The sequence below is a fragment of the Meiothermus sp. genome, from assembly GCF_026004075.1.
GTDB lineage: Bacteria > Deinococcota > Deinococci > Deinococcales > Thermaceae > Meiothermus.
Genome location: NZ_BPIK01000001.1, coordinates 1,898,590 through 1,916,188, shown reverse-complemented (window position 1 = coordinate 1,916,188; position 17,599 = coordinate 1,898,590). Strand labels below are relative to the sequence as shown.

Annotated in this window: 14 protein-coding genes; 2 read left to right on the top strand and 12 right to left on the bottom strand. The window is 65.9% G+C overall.

Annotation, left to right across the window (positions count from 1 at the left end):
• The first annotated feature begins 124 nt into the window (after positions 1-124).
• Positions 125-733 carry a hypothetical protein gene (locus Q0X18_RS09235; RefSeq protein ID WP_297561378.1) on the top strand — a complete coding sequence of 203 codons (609 nt, stop codon included), beginning with the start codon at positions 125-127 and terminating at the stop codon, positions 731-733.
• Here the strand turns inward: Q0X18_RS09235 and Q0X18_RS09230 are convergent.
• Together Q0X18_RS09230 and deoC are read right to left on the bottom strand one after the other, a co-directional pair.
• A complete protein-coding gene (locus Q0X18_RS09230) occupies positions 730-3,081 on the bottom strand; it encodes an aldehyde dehydrogenase family protein (protein WP_297561375.1) in 2,352 nt (783 codons plus the stop codon). The two genes, Q0X18_RS09235 and Q0X18_RS09230, sit on opposite strands and share 4 nt — an antisense overlap.
• A gap of 31 nt (positions 3,082-3,112) precedes the next feature.
• A complete protein-coding gene (deoC, locus tag Q0X18_RS09225; protein WP_297561372.1) occupies positions 3,113-4,096 on the bottom strand; it encodes a deoxyribose-phosphate aldolase in 984 nt (327 codons plus the stop codon).
• Positions 4,097-4,330: 234 nt separating this feature from the next.
• Here deoC and Q0X18_RS09220 point away from each other — a divergent pair, with 234 nt between their 5' ends.
• Positions 4,331-4,513: a hypothetical protein gene (locus Q0X18_RS09220; RefSeq protein ID WP_297561369.1), complete on the top strand. Its 183-nt coding sequence runs from the start codon at positions 4,331-4,333 to the stop codon at positions 4,511-4,513.
• Positions 4,514-4,538: 25 nt separating this feature from the next.
• Here the strand turns inward: Q0X18_RS09220 and Q0X18_RS09215 are convergent, their stop codons facing one another.
• The 10 genes from Q0X18_RS09215 to Q0X18_RS09170 all read right to left on the bottom strand — a co-directional run bounded on the left by Q0X18_RS09215 (position 4,539) and on the right by Q0X18_RS09170 (position 17,478).
• Positions 4,539-5,795: an LCP family protein gene (locus tag Q0X18_RS09215; protein ID WP_297561362.1), complete on the bottom strand. Its 1,257-nt coding sequence runs from the start codon at positions 5,793-5,795 to the stop codon at positions 4,539-4,541.
• Between the two features lie 10 nt (positions 5,796-5,805).
• Positions 5,806-7,608, bottom strand: coding sequence for a putative nucleotidyltransferase substrate binding domain-containing protein (locus tag Q0X18_RS09210; protein WP_297563058.1), 1,803 nt, complete (start codon positions 7,606-7,608; stop codon positions 5,806-5,808).
• Complete coding sequence (locus Q0X18_RS09205) at positions 7,572-8,267, bottom strand: gamma-glutamyl-gamma-aminobutyrate hydrolase (RefSeq protein ID WP_297561359.1); 696 nt, start codon at positions 8,265-8,267, stop codon at positions 7,572-7,574. The genes Q0X18_RS09210 and Q0X18_RS09205 overlap by 37 nt, the downstream gene beginning before the upstream one ends.
• Entirely contained in the window at positions 8,264-9,652 is a 1,389-nt protein-coding gene (locus tag Q0X18_RS09200) for an aldehyde dehydrogenase family protein (protein ID WP_297561356.1), read from the bottom strand. Before Q0X18_RS09200 ends, Q0X18_RS09205 begins: the two co-directional genes overlap by 4 nt.
• Before the next feature lie 4 nt (positions 9,653-9,656).
• On the bottom strand, positions 9,657-10,427 hold the full coding sequence (locus Q0X18_RS09195; RefSeq protein WP_013013057.1) for a glucose 1-dehydrogenase: 771 nt from the start codon (positions 10,425-10,427) through the stop codon (positions 9,657-9,659).
• 12 nt (positions 10,428-10,439) lie between these two features.
• A complete protein-coding gene (locus tag Q0X18_RS09190) occupies positions 10,440-11,816 on the bottom strand; it encodes a glutamine synthetase family protein (RefSeq protein ID WP_297561350.1) in 1,377 nt (458 codons plus the stop codon).
• A 101-nt stretch (positions 11,817-11,917) separates the two neighbouring features.
• A complete protein-coding gene (eat, locus tag Q0X18_RS09185; protein WP_297561347.1) occupies positions 11,918-13,375 on the bottom strand; it encodes an ethanolamine permease in 1,458 nt (485 codons plus the stop codon).
• A gap of 27 nt (positions 13,376-13,402) precedes the next feature.
• A complete protein-coding gene (locus Q0X18_RS09180; protein ID WP_297561344.1) occupies positions 13,403-14,857 on the bottom strand; it encodes a PLP-dependent aminotransferase family protein in 1,455 nt (484 codons plus the stop codon).
• 107 nt (positions 14,858-14,964) lie between these two features.
• Positions 14,965-16,845, bottom strand: coding sequence for a ribosomal protection-like ABC-F family protein (gene abc-f / locus Q0X18_RS09175; protein ID WP_297561340.1), 1,881 nt, complete (start codon positions 16,843-16,845; stop codon positions 14,965-14,967).
• A 63-nt stretch (positions 16,846-16,908) separates the two neighbouring features.
• Complete coding sequence (locus tag Q0X18_RS09170) at positions 16,909-17,478, bottom strand: glycerol-3-phosphate acyltransferase (RefSeq protein ID WP_297561336.1); 570 nt, start codon at positions 17,476-17,478, stop codon at positions 16,909-16,911.
• Between the last annotated feature and the right edge of the window lie 121 nt (positions 17,479-17,599).

Genomic DNA, 17,599 nt, shown 5'->3' with positions numbered 1-17,599 from the left:
TGGGGGTGTACTAGACATGAATTGGAGGCTGCGGAGGAGTCTACTACATTTATTTTTTGCTGAGCAAGATTGTATGCTCGCTATCGAAAGGGCAAAGCTTAGTATGCCCGGTTTTGCGGTTCAAATGAAAGCTGCCGAGCAAGAGGCGGCAGCGGCGGGTGTGCCGGCGATGTTTGTCTTTCAAGCTGGCCTACGAAGATTCCCAGAGCCCCAGCCCGTCTTGGTGCGACGCTACTTGTTGGTGGTGGACGCCTATACCCATTTGCTTTGGGAGGCGATTCAATGGGGATGGCCTGGTAGGCGGGCGGTAGGGGCGGCGGGGGCTTTTGCAGCGGCTGCTTTACTGGCGCATGCCGACCATGAGCCTCGCCTACGGCAGATAGCCTTGAGCCAGATGCGGCTGGCGGCAGAAAAGCACGAGGCCGACCCTCGGGCCTATGCCCATATTGTGGATCGGGCGAGGGCCCTCGAGGGCAAGCCCACCCTGTTTGCCACCTTTGGGGTGGGTTTGGGTGAGTGGCCCTCAGAACCCCTCGAGGTGGTGGCGCTCGAGCGCAAGCGGCTGGGTCTGCCAAGCCTCGAGGCCGACCGAAAACGATTTGCCAAGGGAGCCCGCCCCGGCCCTTTTTTGGCTCCCTACACCCAGTGGGACTGGTTCAAGCTGGCCTTGCTTATGGGCACCGCCCGCTTAACCTTGTGGCCCCAATTGCAACACTACGAATCTTCACTTTAGGCCCCATAAGGAACCCAGATGTTCTTAACCTGGGTGGCCTGCCTGAGTATTTCGTCGAAGTCGGGCAGGGGGCCGCTGGCGGGTAGCGTCCAGGTGCGCTTCATGTTGCTGGCGCTGGCCTTTTCTACCAGGGCCCAGCCGGCCTGGGGGCCGGCATACCAGAGGGCGTCTACGTCGTCGTGCTCGGCCAGGGTCTTGGCCAGGTCGTCGCGCTCGCCGGTCACGAGGTTAAAGGTTCCGGCGGGGATGTCGGAGGTCTCCAGCACCTGGTAGAAGTCGGTGGCCGTGAGGGGGGCCAGGGGAGAGGGCACCACCACCAGGGTGTTGCCCATGGCCAGGGCGGTTCCGGCCAGCCGGGCCAGGGCCAGGAGGGGCTGGTCGTCGGGGCAGAGGATGCCCATCACGCCGATGGGCTCCGGGACGGCCAGGGTCACGTTGCGGATGGGGGTGTTGTGCACCACGCCCTCGTACTTATCGGCCCAGGCCGCGGCGGTGAAGAGGGCCTCGAGGGCCGCCTCGACCTCGGCGGCGCCGTCCTGCCCGGTCTGCTGTGCGATGCGCCGGGCGAACTCCTCGGCCCGCTCGGAAAGGTTCTCGGCCAGGAAGTACAGGATCTGGGCTTTGTTGTGGCCGCTGGTTTTGCGCCAGCTCTCAAAGGCCCCTCGAGCGGCCTCCACCGCGTTGCGGATATCCTTGCGGTTGCCCAGCCCCACCTCGCCGATGGGGTGCCCATCGGGGTCGTAGACTACCTTGCTGTAGCCGCTGTCGGGGCGCACCTGCTTCCCGCCGATAAAGAGTTTGGCGGTGCGGTCAATGGGGGGCACAGCAGCTACCGGCTGTGCGGCCCTGGTTTTCCCGGCCACCGCTTTTGCCTTTGGCGCTCTGGCGGTTTTCTTGACGTACTCCCACAGCCCTTCCTTGCCCCCCTCGCGTCCAAAACCGCTCTCGCGGTAGCCGCCAAAGCCGCTGGCGGCGTCGAAGAGGTTGGTGCTGTTGATCCAGATGGTGCCGGCCTTGATCTGGGTGGCCACATCCAGGGCCAGGTTGATGTCCTCGCTCCAGATGGAGGCAGCCAGGCCGTAGCGGGTGTTGTTGGCCAGCCGGACGGCCTCCTCGGGGGTGCGGAAGGTGAGAGCGGCCAGCACCGGCCCGAAAATCTCCTCCTGGGCGATGGTGGAAGCCGGGGCGACGTCTGTGAAGAGGGTGGGGGGGTAGAAACAGCCTTCGGCGGGGACGGCCCAGCTCGGCTGCCAGAGCCTGGCTCCTTCCTCCACGCCTTTTTGCACCAGCCGCTGGATTTTTTGCAACTGCACCGGCGCGATGATGGCCCCGATGTCCACCGCCTTGTCCAGTGGGTCGCCCACCCGCAGTTTTTCCATGCGGGCGCGGAGCTTGGCGTACATCTTTTCGGCGATGCTCTCCTGTACCAAAAGCCTCGAGCCCGCGCAGCAGACCTGGCCCTGGTTGAACCAGATGGCGTCCACCACGCCCTCCACCGCGCTGTCGAGGTCGGCATCCTCGAAGACCACAAAAGGCGACTTGCCCCCGAGCTCGAGGGAGAGCTTTTTGCCGCTGCCGGCGGTGGCTTTTCGGATCAGGCGGCCCACCTCGGTCGAGCCGGTAAAAGCGATCTTGTCCACCCCAGGGTGCTCCACCAGGGCCGCGCCGGTCTTCCCGTCGCCGGTGATAATGTTGACTACCCCCGGCGGCAGGCCAATCTGCTGGCAAATTTCGGCGAACAGAAGCGCGGTCAGGGGGGTAAACTCGGCGGGCTTGAGCACCACCGTATTGCCCATGGCCAGGGCGGGGGCAATCTTCCAGGCCAGCATCAGCAGGGGAAAGTTCCAGGGGATAATCTGCCCCACCACCCCCACCGGCCCATAGCCCGCCAGCTCACTTTCCATGAGCTGGGCCCAGCCCGCGTGGTAGTAGAAATGGCGGGCCACCAGGGGGATATCAATATCGCGGGTCTCGCGGATGGGCTTGCCGTTGTCCAGGGTTTCCAGCACGGCAAACAGGCGGGCGTGCTTCTGAATCTGGCGGGCCATGGCGTACAGGTAGCGGGCCCGCACGTGGCCTTTGGTCTGGCTCCAGCTTGCAAAGGCTTTGCGGGCGGCCTTGACCGCCTCGTCCACGTCGGCAGCGCTGGCCTGGGCCACCTCGGCCAGGGGCTGGCTGTTGGCCGGGTTGAGGGTGGTGAACCATTCCTGGCTGGCCGGCTTGCGCCACCGGCCTGCAATGAAGAGCTGAAACCGGCCCTTGTGGGCTTGGATCCAGTCCAGGGCGGGTTGGGCCGCCTCGGGGGCGGGGCCGTAGGGGAGGGTTTCCATAAGTTCAGTGAGGGTCATGATGGACTCCTGGGCTCGAGGGGCAAGGCTGCTAGCCCAGCGGCTGGTACTGCATGGAGGCATAGCGACCGTAGGCGAAGTGCTCGAGCTGCCGTTCGATGTCGTTCAACAGGGCGCTGGCCCCAATCCGGAAGAGGTGCGGCTGCATCCACTCGTGGCCCAGCTCCTCCTTCATCAGAATGAGCCAGTCCAGGGCCTGCTTGGCGGTGCGGATGCCCCCGGCGGGCTTGAAGCCCACCTTGTAGCCGGTCTGCTCGTAAAAAGCCCGGATGGCCCGCACCATCACCAGGCTGTTTTGCAGGGTGGCGTTGACCGCCTCTTTGCCGGTGGAGGTTTTGATGAAATCCGAGCCGGCCTGCATGCACACCATACTGGCCTTGTAGACGTTTTTGAGGGTGCCCAGCTCGCCCACGGCCAGGATGCTTTTCATGTGGGCCGGGCCGCAGGCCTCGCGGAAGTCGCGCACCTCCTGGTAGAGGGCTTTCCAGTTACCGGTCAGAACGTGACGGCGCGAGATTACAATATCAATCTCACTGGCCCCGGCAGCCACCGAGGCCTCGATCTCCTGTAGCTTGAGGCGGTGCGGGGTGAGGCCCGCTGGAAACCCGGTTGAGACCGCGGCTACCGGAATACCGGAGCCCTCCAGGGCCTCCACCGCGGTGGGCACCATCTCGTGGTAGACACACACCGCCCCGGTGGTGAGCCGCAGGTGGGGTACGCCCAGGTCGCGCAGCAGCTCCGGGCGCACCGGCTGACGGGCCTTGGCGCACAGCCGCCGCACCGTGCCGGGGGTATCGTCGCCCGAGAGGGTGGTGAGGTCGATGGTGCGGATGGCGTGCAGCAGCCAGGCGGCCTGCCACTCCTTTTTGACCGTGCGGCGGGTGGGCAGGGTGGCGGCCCGCCGCTCGACCGCACTTTTGTTGACCAGTGCGCCCTCGAGGGCGCCGGGGTCGAAGGGGGTGCCGGGGTTGCGCTCCGGCAGCGGATGGGTGTGGGGTAGGGTTGCGGTTGCCATAGGATGGCCTCGAGTACAGCCGATTATAGCGGTTTTGCAGTGATGGAACCTAAAAAGTTCCGGCAGCGGTTCCGATGGACTGAGGTTGGCGTACAATGCCTATGCCGCAATTGTTGCTCGGGGCGGTTTATAGGGAAGAAAGACGGAGTAGAGGACATTCGGCCTCCCTGCGAACTGCCATGCTGGTAGTGCGCAGGGTGTTGCGGATTCGACAAAAGCTCCGGGAGGTGAGAGATGGAAACCCTAGAGGTCTCGAAATGTCCGGTTTGTGGTGAGCTGGTCGAGGTGGCCGATGCCAGGGTGGGCCTCGAGGTCGAGTGCCCGGAGTGTGGAGAGGTGTTGCGGGTGGTGGGGACGCACCCGCTCAAGCTGTACTACGCTCTTGACCCCGACGAGGAGCCCCTGCCCGACGAGTAGACTTGAATGTCAAACGGGCTTCGCTTCAAGTTGGCCCTAGCACGATGATCACATCGTAGCCCCTGGGCTCGAGGCGGATGCGGGTTTGCAGTGGCAGATGCAGCAGATCGGCGTAGTCTCTAGCCAGCACGAAAGCCGGGGACTCGCGACCCACCACCGAAACACCACTGCGTACCAAGACCACGCTCGAGCCCCCTGCCTCTCCAAGCTGCACTTCGGGCGGTGGCAGGCCCATCTCGATAAAGCCCTGCCGGTAGCGCTCGCCTTGCCCGGTTCCACTCTGGTCGAGTAGCAGGGTTTTGAGGCCCAGGGCCTCGGCCTGCACCAGCCGGGCCATCACCTCGGCATCGGCGGTCTGGCCCAGCAGCCCCGCGACAAAGGAAGGCATGGCGGCCGGATCGGGTATCAGAGAGTTGCCCTCTTCCAGGGTGGGTAGGGTGGCGCTTTTTAGGGTCAGGTTACGCAGGTTGGGCAGCAAACGCAGGGCTTCGCTCGAGGCAAGACTGGTCTCGAGGGAGTTCCACACCGCACTGGCGACCCCCGGCAAGCGCGACCAGTAGCGGGGATTCTGGGCTTTGCGAAGCGCCAGCCCCATCACTTCCTTGATGCGATCCAGCCGGCCCAGGTCGGAGCCCTCCCAGCGGCGAAAGCGCATGTATTTGACAGCGTCTTTCCCATCCAGATGTACCGGGCCGGCGGGAAAGTCGATGTACAAACCAGCCGCCCGGTCGGTGTACTTCATCGGATAGGGCAGCACCACATCCACCCCGTCCACCGCATTCACCAGCTTCATGACGGCTTCAAAGGTCAAAATCACGTGGTGCTCTACCGGTACGCCTAGCAATTCGGACACGGCCAGGCGCAGACCTTCGGCTCCGCCTCGTTCGTAGACGGTGTTGATTTTGCCCTCGAAGTAGCCCTTGGGTGTTTCGCCAACGTAGCGTAAATCGCGGGGAATGGCTACCACGGTAGCCTCCGAGCCGCGCAAGCGGATGTAAAAAATGGTGTCGGTGCGGAGCCCCGGCCCACAAGCGGTATGGTAGCCGCAGTATTCGGTGTCGCGGGCTGCTACCACCAGGCTAAGTTCTTCGGAAAGGCCCCTGTTCTGATATTCACCCAACAACCCGGCCCGTGTCTTATTAATCTGCGGTTCATAGGCCAGCGCAAAAGCCAGGGTAAGCAAGGCCAGTCCGAGCAAAACCAGCGAAAGCCGTGGCCCAGAACGACGCCCATACGCCCAGGCACTTGAACGGGTACGGTGGCGACTTGGCGGCTGTGCCATGAGCACTAGATTACAAAACTTGCAGCCGAAAACGCGCCGCCAGGGTCTGCTGGGCCTGGCGTATCCGCAAAAAAACCTGGCGCAGCACCTGCAGCTCGCGGGGGGTGAGGGCGGCCTGGGCCACCCGGTTGGTGGGGGGCTGGCCCTGGGCCAGGGCCTGGAGCTGGTGGCGCAGGCGCAGGTGGGACAGGAACAAAAAGGCTTCGCTCAGGTCTTCGGCTTCTTCTTTGGAGATCACCCTGGCCAGCGCGGCGGCCCGCAGGCGCTCGAGGGTGGGGCGGGCCAGGCTCTGGGCCTCGAGGCCATACACCCGCGCCAGCGCCACAATAGCGGCCAGGCCCCCTTTCTTGAGGTTGATGGTGCCCTCCTCGAAGCGGAGGCGGCCCAGCAAGCCCAGAGGCGGGGTGAAGACCAGGGCCGAGCGGGCCAGCGCGGTAAGGAAGGGCCGGTTTTGCGAGGCCCGGCGCAGGCGGTCTGTGAGGGGCTCGAGGGAAAGCCCCCCAGCAATGCTGCGAAAGTCGAGGAAGATCTGGGCTTCCAGCAGGTTCTCGCCTTCGGGGTTGGTTAGCCACCGGTCGAAGCGGGCTTCCCACTCGGCCAGGGGAAAACCCCAGCGGTCGGCCATAAAACCCCCAGGGCAGGGGGGGAGCCCCGCTTGCAACAGCCCGTCCAGCACCTGCCGGGCCAGAGCCTGAAAGTAGCCAGCGGCGCTTTGCTCCTGGTAGGCCAGGGCGTTGTCCTGGTCGGTGAGCAGGGCCTGCTCGGCGCGTCCCTCGGAGCCCAGGGCCAGCCAGGCGTAGGGGCAGGGCGGGGGGCCCAGGGCTTGCTCGGCCCGGCGGAGGAGGCTGCGGGTGAGGGCGTCGGTGAGGAGGCTCACCTGCCGGGTGATGGCCTGTACCGCGAACCCCGCCACCAACATCTGCTGCACGATGGCCTCGAGCTGCGGGCGGTAATCCGAAAGCGCGCGGGGGTCGTCGGCTTGTGAAAGCCGACGCAGCAGGGCCAAAGGGGTCTGAAGCCAGCGCCGCAGGAAGGCCCGGTCGGTCAGCAGGCCCACCACCTGGTGGCCCTGGGTGAGCGGCAGGTGGTGGATGCCCTGTTGCTCCATATAGGCCAGGGCTTCGTAGAGCGGGGTGCTGGCGGGCAGGGTTTTGGCCGGGGCGCTGGCTACGCGGGCGGCGGGGGTGCTGTAGGCGAGTTCCTCGGCCAGCACCCGGTTGCGCAGGTCGCGGTCGGTAAGGATAGAGAGCCCCTGGGGCTGCTGGAGGAGCAACGCGCTCACCCCCCGCTCGCGCATGAGCCGGGCGGCCTGGGCGACGGTGGCGCCGGCCTCGAGCCAGACCGGGGCTTCGGCGGCCTCGCCGGCCGGCTGCCCCAGGTCGGGCAGGTGGAGGGCCACCGGCTGCAACAGCCGCAGCCGCTCGGCCAGCCGGGCGCTAAAGAACAGGGCAAAGCCGGGTTTTTGCAGCAGTTGACGGAAGGCCTCTTTGCTCAGACGCAAGCAGGTGGCCTCGCCTTCGGCCCGCACCGTCAGGCTGGGGGGTTGCTGGCCCAGCAGGGAGGGGTAGCCAAAGGCCTCGCCGGGCTCGAGCCAGGCCACGGCCTGCCTGTCCTGCTCCAGCCGCACCGTGCCCTGGTAAACCACGTACAGGCCCTCGGCCTCCTTCCCGGTGGGCTCGAGGATCACTGCCCCTGGGGCGAAGCGATGGAGGGTAAGGGCCCCCTCGAGCCCTACCCAGTCGGCCTCGGTGAGCTGATCGAAGGGGGGATACTGCCTTAAGAAGGCCCGGTAGCGAGAAAATTCCGAATCCAGCCGGCCACCTCCTTGGCGCTGGGCTCCAGAGCAAAGCTGGCCTTGGCCTCGGCGTAGCGTTCCGGCCCAACCCAGAGGCGTCGCTGCTCCAGGAGGGCCTCGGCGAAGGCTTTGGGGAACTCCGGGTGGGGCTGTATACCCAGCACGTTGAGGCCTATCTGAATCAGGGCATGGGGGCTAAACGCGCTCCCGCCCAGCACCACTGCCCCTGGCGGCAGCTGGGTAATCTGATCCTGGCAGGAGAGGATGAGCCGAAACTCCTCCAGGAATGGCTCCATCCAGGGGGCCCGCCGGTAGACCGAAAAACGGTGGATTCCCACCCCCCAGCCCAGGGGCCAGCGCTCCACCCGTCCGCCCAGGGCCTGCCCAATCATCTGATGGCCGAAGCAGATCCCCACCAGCTTGCTGGGCGAGGCGGCCACGGCCCGCACAAAATCTTCCAGCGGGGGAATCCAGGGCAGGGGGTCGTAGACCGAGGCCCGCGAGCCCGTAATCAGATAGCCCTGAAAATCCTCCACCTGGGCCGGGTACTGCCCCGCCCGCACGTCGAAGGGGGTGAGGGCCTGGCCCAGCAGCCGCTCGAACATGGCGGGGTAATCGCCGGCAATCCCGCTCAAGCCCGGCGGGGGTTCGTCGCAGACCAGTACGGCGAGTTTCATGGTTTACGCAGATGATACGACTTGGGCCGGGTGAGCTGCTCGTAGCCCAGCACCGAGAGCGAGCAGCCCCGCCCGGACTCCTTGACCCCGGTCCAGGCCAGCGCCGGATCGAGGTAGTCGCAGCGGTTGAGGAAGACCGTGCCGGTCTCGAGGCCCGCCCCGAGCCGCAGGGCCGCGTCCTCGTCCTGGCTCCAGATGGAGGCGGTGAGGCCGTAGGGGGAGTCGTTCATCAGCAATAGGGCCTCTTCGTCGCTTTTGACCGGCATAATGCCCACCACCGGGCCAAAGCTCTCCTCCACCATCACCCGCATCCGGTGGTTCACGTTCACCAGCACCTGGGGGGCCAGGTAGGGCGTGCCGGGGGCGTCGGCGGGGAAGTCCTTGGGGTTGATGAGGGCCTGGGCTCCCTGGGCGATGGCCTCGGCAATCTGGGCCCGCACGAACTCGGCGGCCTCGGTGCGCACCATGGGGCCCAGGGTGGTCTCGGGCTCGAGGGGGTTGCCCAGCCGAAGCCGCAGGGCCTCGGCCACGAAGGCCTCCACGAAAGGCTGGTAGATGGACTCGTGTACGTAGATGCGCTCCACCCCGCAGCACGACTGGCCCGAGTTGAACATGGCCCCATCCACCAGGTTGACCGCGCTGTACTCGAGGTCGGCGTCGGGCCGCACATAGGCCGGGTCTTTGCCGCCAAGCTCGAGGGCCACCCCCTTGAAATGCCCCGCGGCGGCCCGCTCCACCGCCCGCCCCCCCGCCACCGAGCCGGTAAAGGCCACGAAGGCCACCCGCGGGTCGGCGATGGCCTGGGCGGTGAGGTCGTGGTCCATGTGCAGGTACTGGAAGACCCCCTCCGGCAGCCCGGCCTCCTGAAAGGCCCAGGCGTAGCGCTCGGCCACCAGGGGGGTCTGGGCGGAGTGCTTGAGCAGCACCGCATTCCCGGCCAGGATGGCCGGTACGATGGTGTTGACCGAGGTCAGGTAGGGGTAGTTCCAGGGGGCCAGCACCAGCACCACCCCCAAAGGCTCCCGCCGGATGAAGCGGGTGAAGCCCGGCAGGGCCTCGGCGGGGATGTCCTGCAGGGCGGCCGGGGCGATGCGGGCCATGTAGCGGGCCCGCTCGGCAAAGCCCCCCTGAACCTCCTTGGGGCTGTAGCGGATGGGCCGGCCCATCTGCCAGGTCAGTTCCTCGGCTATTGCCTCTGTGGCCCCCAGCATGACCTCCACCATGCGGTTCACCACGGCCAGCCGCCCGTCCAGCGGGGTCTGGGCCCAGGCTTTCTGGGCCCGGGCGGCCAGGGCCAGGGCGTGCTCGAGCTCCGCTGGCCCGGCCAGGGTTCGCTCGACGTACACGCGCCCGTCTACGGGGCTGATGGTTTTTTGAATCTGCATGGCCTCACTCCGGGGTGACGTAGGCGGCGGTAATGCCCCCATCCACCAGCAAAGCCGCCCCGGTCATGAACGAAGAGGCCGGGCTCGCCAGGTACAAAGCGGCCTGGGCAATCTCGGCGGCCTGGCCGAAGCGGCCCATGGGGATGTGCACCAGCCGGCGCTGGCGCTTCTCGGGGGTGTCCAGGTACTTCATCAAGAGCTCGGTCTGCAAGGGGCCCGGGCAGAGCGCATTCACCCGGATGCCCTGCCGGGCGTGGATGACCGCCAGCTCGCGGGTCATGGAGAGCACCGCCCCTTTGCTGGCGGTGTAGGCCAGTTGGGGGGTGGCGGCTCCCATAAAGGCCACAAAGGAAGCGGTGTTGATGATGCTGCCGCCCCCGGCCCGCTGCAAAGCCGGGATGCCGTACTTGCAGCCCAGGAAGACCCCCTTGACGTTGACCGCGAAGGTCAGATCCCAGACCGCCTCGCTGGTGTGGATGGCGTCGTCGTCCTCGGCGTGGGAGATGCCCGCGTTATTAAAGAGGATCTCCAGCCGCCCAAAGACCCGTTCGGCCTCAGACACCATCCGCTGGGCATCCTCGGCCTTCGAGACGTCGGCCTGCACGAAGTGGGCCTGGCCCCCCGCGCTTCGAATGGCCTCCACGGTCTCGAGGCCTTTTTCCGAGAGATCCACCGCCACCACCCTGGCCCCCTCGCGGGCAAAAAGCAGCGCGGCCTCGCGGCCAATCCCGCTGGCGGCTCCGGTAATCAGGGCTACTTTGTCGGCTAGTTGCATGCAAGACCTCCCTCAAATCCGCTCATAATACCGCTTGCGCTCCCAGTCGGTGACGGCCCGGTTGAAGGCCTGCCACTCGCTCTTGAAGAAGTGGGTGTAGTGTTCGTGGGCCGCTTCGCCCAGGGCAGCTTTGGCAAAGGTACTCTGGGCAAACCCCTCGGCGGCCTCGCCCAGGGTGTAGGGTACGCGCGGCAGGTGGCGGGCCTGGTAGATGTCGCCCTGGAAGATGGGGGGCGGGGTGAGGCCCTGCTCCAGCCCATCGAGCCCCGAGGCCAGCGCGGCGGCCAGGGCCAGGTAGGGGTTCAGGTCGGCCCCTCCAATTCGGCACTCGATGCGCAGCGAGGCCCCCCGCCCCACCACGCGGAACCCGGCGGTGCGGTTGTCGTAGCTCCAGGCCAGCCGGGTGGGAGCCCAAGAGCCGTCCTCGTAGCGTTTGTAGCTGTTGACGGTGGGGGCGTAGAAGGGCATGAAGTCGGGGATGTGGGCAATCCAGCCAGCCAGAAACTGCCCGAAGATCCTCGAGCCCTGCACCGGCCCAAAGGCCTCCTCGCCGGCGAAGGCGTTCTGGCCGTCCTTCCAGAGCGAGAGGTGGATGTGGCAGGAAGAACCGGCCTGGCCGTGGTGGGGCTTGGCCATAAAGGTCACGGAAAGGCTCATAGACTCGGCCACCTCTTTCAGGCATTGCTTGAAGAGGACGTGCCGGTCGGCCATCTCCAGGGCCTCGGCGTAGCGCAGGTTTACCTCGTGCTGGCCCAGGCCCCACTCCCCTTTGGAGTTCTCCACCGGGATGCCGGAAGCCTTCAGGTGCTGGCGCACCGCGCGGGTAAAGGGTTCCTCGCGGGTGCCCTGGAGCAGGTGGTAGTCCTCGAGGTAGTACCCGGCGGGCTCGAGCCCGCCGTACCCCTGCTGGTGGGCCTGGCGGTAGGAGACTTGGTAAAGGTAGTACTCCAGCTCCGAGGCTGCCATCACGGTGTAGCCCATGGCCCTGGCCCGCTCGAGCTGCTGCTTTAGAAGGGTGCGGGGGGCCACCCCAATCAGGCGGTGGGTGCGCTCGTCCTCGAGGTCACAGAGCACGATGGCGCTCTTCTCGAGCCAGGTCGCAGGCCGCAGGGTGGCAAGGTCGGGCACTAAGTGAAAGTCGCCGTAGCCCAGCTCCCAGTTGGCAAAGCGGTAGCCCTGCACCGGCTCCATCTCCATGTCGGTGGTGAGCAGGTAGTCGCAGCCGTGGGTGCCGTGCTCTGCCACCTCTTCCAGAAAGTACTCGGCCTCGAAGCGCTTGCCCATCAGCCGCCCGTAGTGGTCGGGGAAGCCCACCAAAACTGTGTCAATCTCGCCGATGCCGACCTTATGGGCCAGCCAACTGAGATTTCTTGCGGCGTTTTCCGTCATCTATTACCACCTCTGCGCCTGGGCGGCGCACATTTGCTGCCCTCGAGGGTCTCTTCACACACCTTTTGGGTCATACAACAGACCCGGCATTGGGCCGGGGCTTAGCGAATCTCCCGCTGGGCCTCGGCAATCAGGGCGGCTTCCTCCTCGGGGGCCTGGGCCACCAGGCGGAAGCGGCTATAGAACCAGTAGTAGGCCATCATCAGCACCACAAACACCGCCGTGCCCACCACCCCCGGCCGGTAGCTTTCCACCGCGAAGGTGGCGGCCAGGCAGACCAGGGCCAGAATGGCCCCCACCCAGGCCCCCGGCACGCCCAACGGGCTTTTGTAGGGGCGGGGCAGGTCGGGGCGGGTGCGGGCCAGGCGGATATAGGCAAACATCACCATGGCGTAGGAGATCACCGCACCGAAGACCGCCATGTTGAGCAAGGCCGCGCCTACGCTGTCCGAGAAGGTGCTGATCAGCACGCACATCAAAAAGCCCACCACCGCGCCCAGAATCAGGGCGAAGTGTGGGGTGTGGTAGCGGCTCACGATGGAAAGCCCGGTCGGCAGGTAGCCGGCCCGCGAGAGGGCGAAGATGAGCCGCCCGTAGGCGTAGATGATGGCGTGGAAGCTGGCCACCAGACCGGTAATGGCAATCAGGGTCAGGAAGGTGCTGGTAGCGGCGTCGCCGAAGACCGCCTTGAAGCCCAGTTCCAGCGGCGCGCCCGACTCGCCCACCTCCTTGGCCCCGGCCACCCCGGTGTTGAGGATGAGGGTCAGCACCGAGAGCACCAGCAGGGTGATAATGCCCAGGATGAGGGCCCGCGGCATGTCCCGCACCACGTCGTGGGACTCCTCGGCGGCCAGGGGAAGCTGCTCGATGGCCAGATAGAACCAGATGGCAAACGGCAGCGCCGCAAAGACCCCGTACCAGCCAAAGGGGAGGAAGCTCGAGCCCCCTTCCTGCGGCGCGATGTTGAAGACCTTATCCCAGCTAAAAGCGCCGGAGAACCCCGCGGCTACGTAAAAGACCACCAGTACCGCCAGCGCCAGCAGGGTTACGATCAGCGAGACCCGCAGGGTAAGGGCCGTACCCCGGATGTTGATGCCCACAAAGAGGGCGTAGAAGGCCGCCCACCAGATCCAGGCCGGCACACCGGGAACCAGCGCGTTCATGTAGCCAGCAATGCCCACCACGATCACCGCCGGGGTAATCACGTACTCAATCAGGTCGGTGACCCCGTTCAGGTAGGCCCAGTTGGGGCCGAAGGCGCTGCGGGTGAAGGAGTAGAAGCCCCCTGCGTGGGGCAGGGCGGTGGAAAGCTCGGCGATGGAGAGCACCATGGTCACGTACATCACCGCCACCACCAGCGTGGCCAGCAGCAGCCCGCCAAAACCCCCGGCGGCCAGCCCGAAGTTCCAGCCGAAGAAGTCGCCCGAGATAACCGCGCCGACCCCCAGACCCCACAAAAGCACCCAGCCCGCGCTCTTGCGCAAGCGCCGCTTCTCTAGATAGGTGTTGTCTACGTCTACGTAGTGCGCCCCGCGCACCGCTTTGGGTTTGTTTTCCATAACAGAGCTACCTCCCATCCGCTCGTTTCAAGCCGGTTCTTGTGCAACCCGCGCACGGATCAGTTTGGCCAGTTCTTTCACCCCCTCCTCCAGGCCCTCGGCGGTCTGGGCCCCAAAGCACAGCCGGAAGTGCATGGTCTCGTCGGTCTGCACTAAAAAAGCCTCGCCGGGGGTAATGGCTACCCCCTGGGCCAGGGCCTGGTGATGCAACTCCAGGTTGGAAAAAAGCCGGGGCAGGCTCACCCAGCAGGAGAAGCCCCCCTCCGGACGGCTCCACTCCACCCCTTTGGGCATGTAGCGGCGCAGGGACTGCAAGAGGGTATCCCGCCGCTTCTGATACAGAGGCAGTACCTGCTTGAGGTGCTGTTTCAGGCCGCCCTGGCGGATGAAGCGGGCGGTGGCCCGCTGCAGGAGGGGTGGGGGGCCGGTGATGTCGGAAACGTTGTGCAGGGGGAGGAAGCGTTCGAGCAAAGCCGGCGCGGCGACCAGGTAGCCGATGCGCAGGCCCGGCATCAGCACCTTGGAGAGGCTGGCCAGGTGTACTACCTGGGCCTCCAGGCCCATCCGCTGGGCCAGGGCCAGGAGCGGGGTGGGCGGGGTTTTCTCGTAGGACAAGAGGCCCAGGGTGTCGTCTTCGACCAGGGTGAAGCCGTAGGTGCGGGCCAGCTCGAGCAAACCCTGTAGCCGCCCCTCCTGGAAGCGCAGCCCGGTGGGGTTGTGGTAGCTGGGGATGGTGTAGTAAAAGCGCGGGCGGTGGCGCTTGAGCAGGGCCTCGAGCACCTCGAGCCGGGGGCCTTCGGGGTTCAGGGGCACCGGCAGGGGCTTGAGGCGAAACTGCTTGAGGATGCCCAGCAGGCCCAGGTAGGTGGGCTCTTCCAGCAGCACCTCCTCGCCCGGTTCGGCCAGGGCCCGGCAGACCAGGGCCAGTCCCTGCAGACCCCCTACTGTGACCAGCACCTCCTTGGGGTCGGCCCCGATGCCCCGCTGCTCCAGCAGCTCGCTAATAGCCACCCGGAGTTCGGGCTCGCCCATCAGGGAGCCATAGCCAAAAACCTCCTGGGCCAGGGGCTTCAGGCTATCCAGGCAGGCCCAGAACGCCGCATACGGGAACAGAGCAGGGTCGGCGGTGGCCAGGGCCAGGTTGTGCAACACCCGGGCGTGTTGCAGGCGGTGCAGGTCGGAGAGCACCGAGTCGGGCTCCAGCCGCTCGCCAAAGCTGAGCGGGGTGGAGGGCCGGGCTTGCGGGCTCACAAAGGTGCCCCGCCCCACCACCGACTCGATCAGCCCGTCGGACTGTAGCTCGCGGTAGGCGTTGTGCACGGTGAGGCGGGTGGTGCCTACCTCGCGGGCCAGGGCCCGCACCGTGGGCAGCCGGGTGCCGGGGGGCAGCTCGCCCTTGGCGATGCGGGTGCGGAACTCCTCGGCAATATGGCGGTACAAAGCCATATGTTTGTCATGCCGCAGCTTGACCCGCACCCCCATGCAACCTCCTTGGTGATGGAGGGCATTATATGCACAGGGCTCCAGCCGGGGAAAGGTACAAGTTGCCGGATTGTGCTAGGACAATCAGGTGGGGGGTGACGGCGCCCTTACAGGGCTTCCAGTCGCTCCGAGACCTCGGCCCAGCGGGCGAAGGCCTGCTCGAGCAGGGCTTGGAGTCGGTGCTGTTCCTCGGCAATCCGGGCGTACTCGAGGTGGTGCAGGCCGGGCTGGTTGGCCTGGGCCAGCACGGCCTGAAGCTGGGCCTCGAGCCCAGCTATCTCGGCCTCCAGCCGTTCTTTTTCCCGCTCGAGGTGCCAGCGGCCCTTAACCCTGCCAGGCCTGGCGGTGGGGTTCTGGGGCTTGGGGTCGGGGCTTTTCTCGGGCGCTATGCGCACATTCCGGCGTTCCAGATACTCGCCGGGCGGGGCCGGGTAGTCGGCGAACTGCCCGTTATGAACGTGCCAGGTGCGGGTAGCCAGTCGGTCGAGGAAGGCCAGGTCGTGCGAGACCAGCAGCAGCGTACCGGGGTAGTCCAGCAGGGCCTGCTCGAGGGCCTCCACGGTCTCGAGGTCGAGGTGGTTGGTGGGCTCGTCCAAGACCAGCAGGCTGGCCTGCTGCAACGAAAGCGCGAGCAGGGCCAGCCGGGCCCGCTCCCCGCCCGAAAGGTGCCTGACCTGCTTGAACTGGGCCTCGTAGGGAAACATCCAGGCCCCCAGCGCGGCATGGGCCTTCTCGCCCAGCATCCGGTAAAGGGTCTCGAACAGGGTGAGCTCGGGGTCGAAGCCGGAGAGCTTCTGGTCGTAGTAGCCCACCCGCACCCCCGGCCCGGTTTTGACCCGCCCCGCCGGATGGTCGGAGGGCAGCAGGCCCAGCAGCACCCTGAGCAGGGTGGTCTTGCCGGCCCCGTTGGGGCCAATTAGGGCGATGCGCTCGCCCTTGCGCACCAGCAGGTGGGGTATCTGAAACAGCGGGCGGCCCCCCAGGGTTTTGTGTAACTCCCAGCCCTCGAGCACCCGCTCGGCGGTGGCTTCCTTCTCCAGGGGGAAGTGAATCCGCAGGCTGGGGTCGTCGGCCTCGGGCGCCTGCACCGCTTCCTCCATGAACTGGGCCATACGGGCTTCCAGGCTGTGCAGGCGCCGGGCGTGCTTGGCGCTGCTGTGGGCCCAGCGCTGGGCCTGCTCCAGAATGCCCTCGCGCCGCTCCTTCTCCTTGAGCCAGTTGGCGTATTCGCGGGCTTCCTGCTCTTCCTGAAGCGCCCGCTCGCGGCGAAAGGCCGAGTAGTTGCCCTCGTAGAGCCGGATCTGCCCGCGGCGCAGCCAGGCCACCCGCTGGGTTACCTGGTCGAGGAAGCGCCGGTCGTGCGAGACGGTCAGAATGGCGCCGCCGTAGGATTGCAAGAAACCCACCAGCCAGGCCGTCATCTCGAGGTCGAGGTGGTTGGTCGGCTCGTCCAGCAATAGCGCATCCGCCCCTGAGAGCAGCAAGGCCCCCAGGGCCAGGCGACGGGCCTCGCCCCCCGAGAGTACGCTGGCCTTCTCCTGCTCACGCCCCTCGAAGCGCAAACCCTTGAGCACCGCCTCGTAGCGGGCCCGTTGCTGATAGCCGCCAATGGCCTGATAACGCTCGTGCAGCGCCTCCCAGCGGTGGTAGATGCCAGGGTCGGCCAGATGGGTTTCCAATTGGGCCAGCCCGGCCTCCATGGCCTGTACCCGAGCAAACCCCCGCTTGAGCACCGATTCCACGGTGTCTGCGGGGCCGTACTGGGGGTCTTGGGCCAAAAGCTCCAGATGCACCCCCTCACTCCGGTGAATCCGGCCTGCGGTGGGCTCCAGCGCCCCCGCCAGCAGGCGCATGAGGGTGGTCTTGCCCGAGCCGTTGGCCCCTACCAGGGCCAGCCGGTCGCCGTGGCGCAATTCCAGGTTTACCCCCGCCAGCAGGTCGCGGGCCCCCAGGGTGTACTCGAGGTTCTCGGCGTATACAATCCGCACAAACCTCAGTTTAGCAAGGGAAGTGTCCTGGCCTGCTCGATCACAACAAACCTTTTGGGCTGCTCATCGTCCATTTCTGACCATGCGCAAACCCCGCAGCGCCACCACCCCACTCACCCCCAGAAAGGCCCAGAACCCTATGCCGGTGGGCCAAAAGGCGATGAGTGCATAAATATAGCCAACCAATGCGCCTACCGGGAAGGGATACCAGCTTTGTCGGTGACGTTTCCAATAGAGTTGCCAGTAGAGGCCTGCGACCCCCAGGCCGATCGCTGCCGCAATAAAGGTGATGGTGGGGTACAGAAAGCCAAAAAAACCCAGGGTTGGGGCAATTCCACCCCCTCCGCGAAAACCAAAAAAGATCGGCCAGTTATGGCCCGCCACCACGGCCACACCCATCAAAACCACGCTCCAGGGCCCCTGACCAAACTGGCTCAGGTAGGCCACCAAAACCCCTTTGAGCACATCGGCCAGCGCCACCGCAACCCCCCACCGGGCTCCCAGTTGGCGAAAAGTGCCGCTAGCACCGGGTGTATCCCGGTCGGCCAGGTTGAACCCTTTGATCACCCCTGCAATCTGTCCAAAAGTTAGTGAACCTACCAGATAGGCCACCACCACCCATAGAAAGTCCATAATCTACCCCCATGCTATCGCGACAGGCTTTTTTGCTGACAGGGCGTAACCCTAAGCCTTCCCTTGCTTTTGGGCAGTACTATGGGTGTGGGAGCCTGCTTAATGGTACAGATTGTGTGAT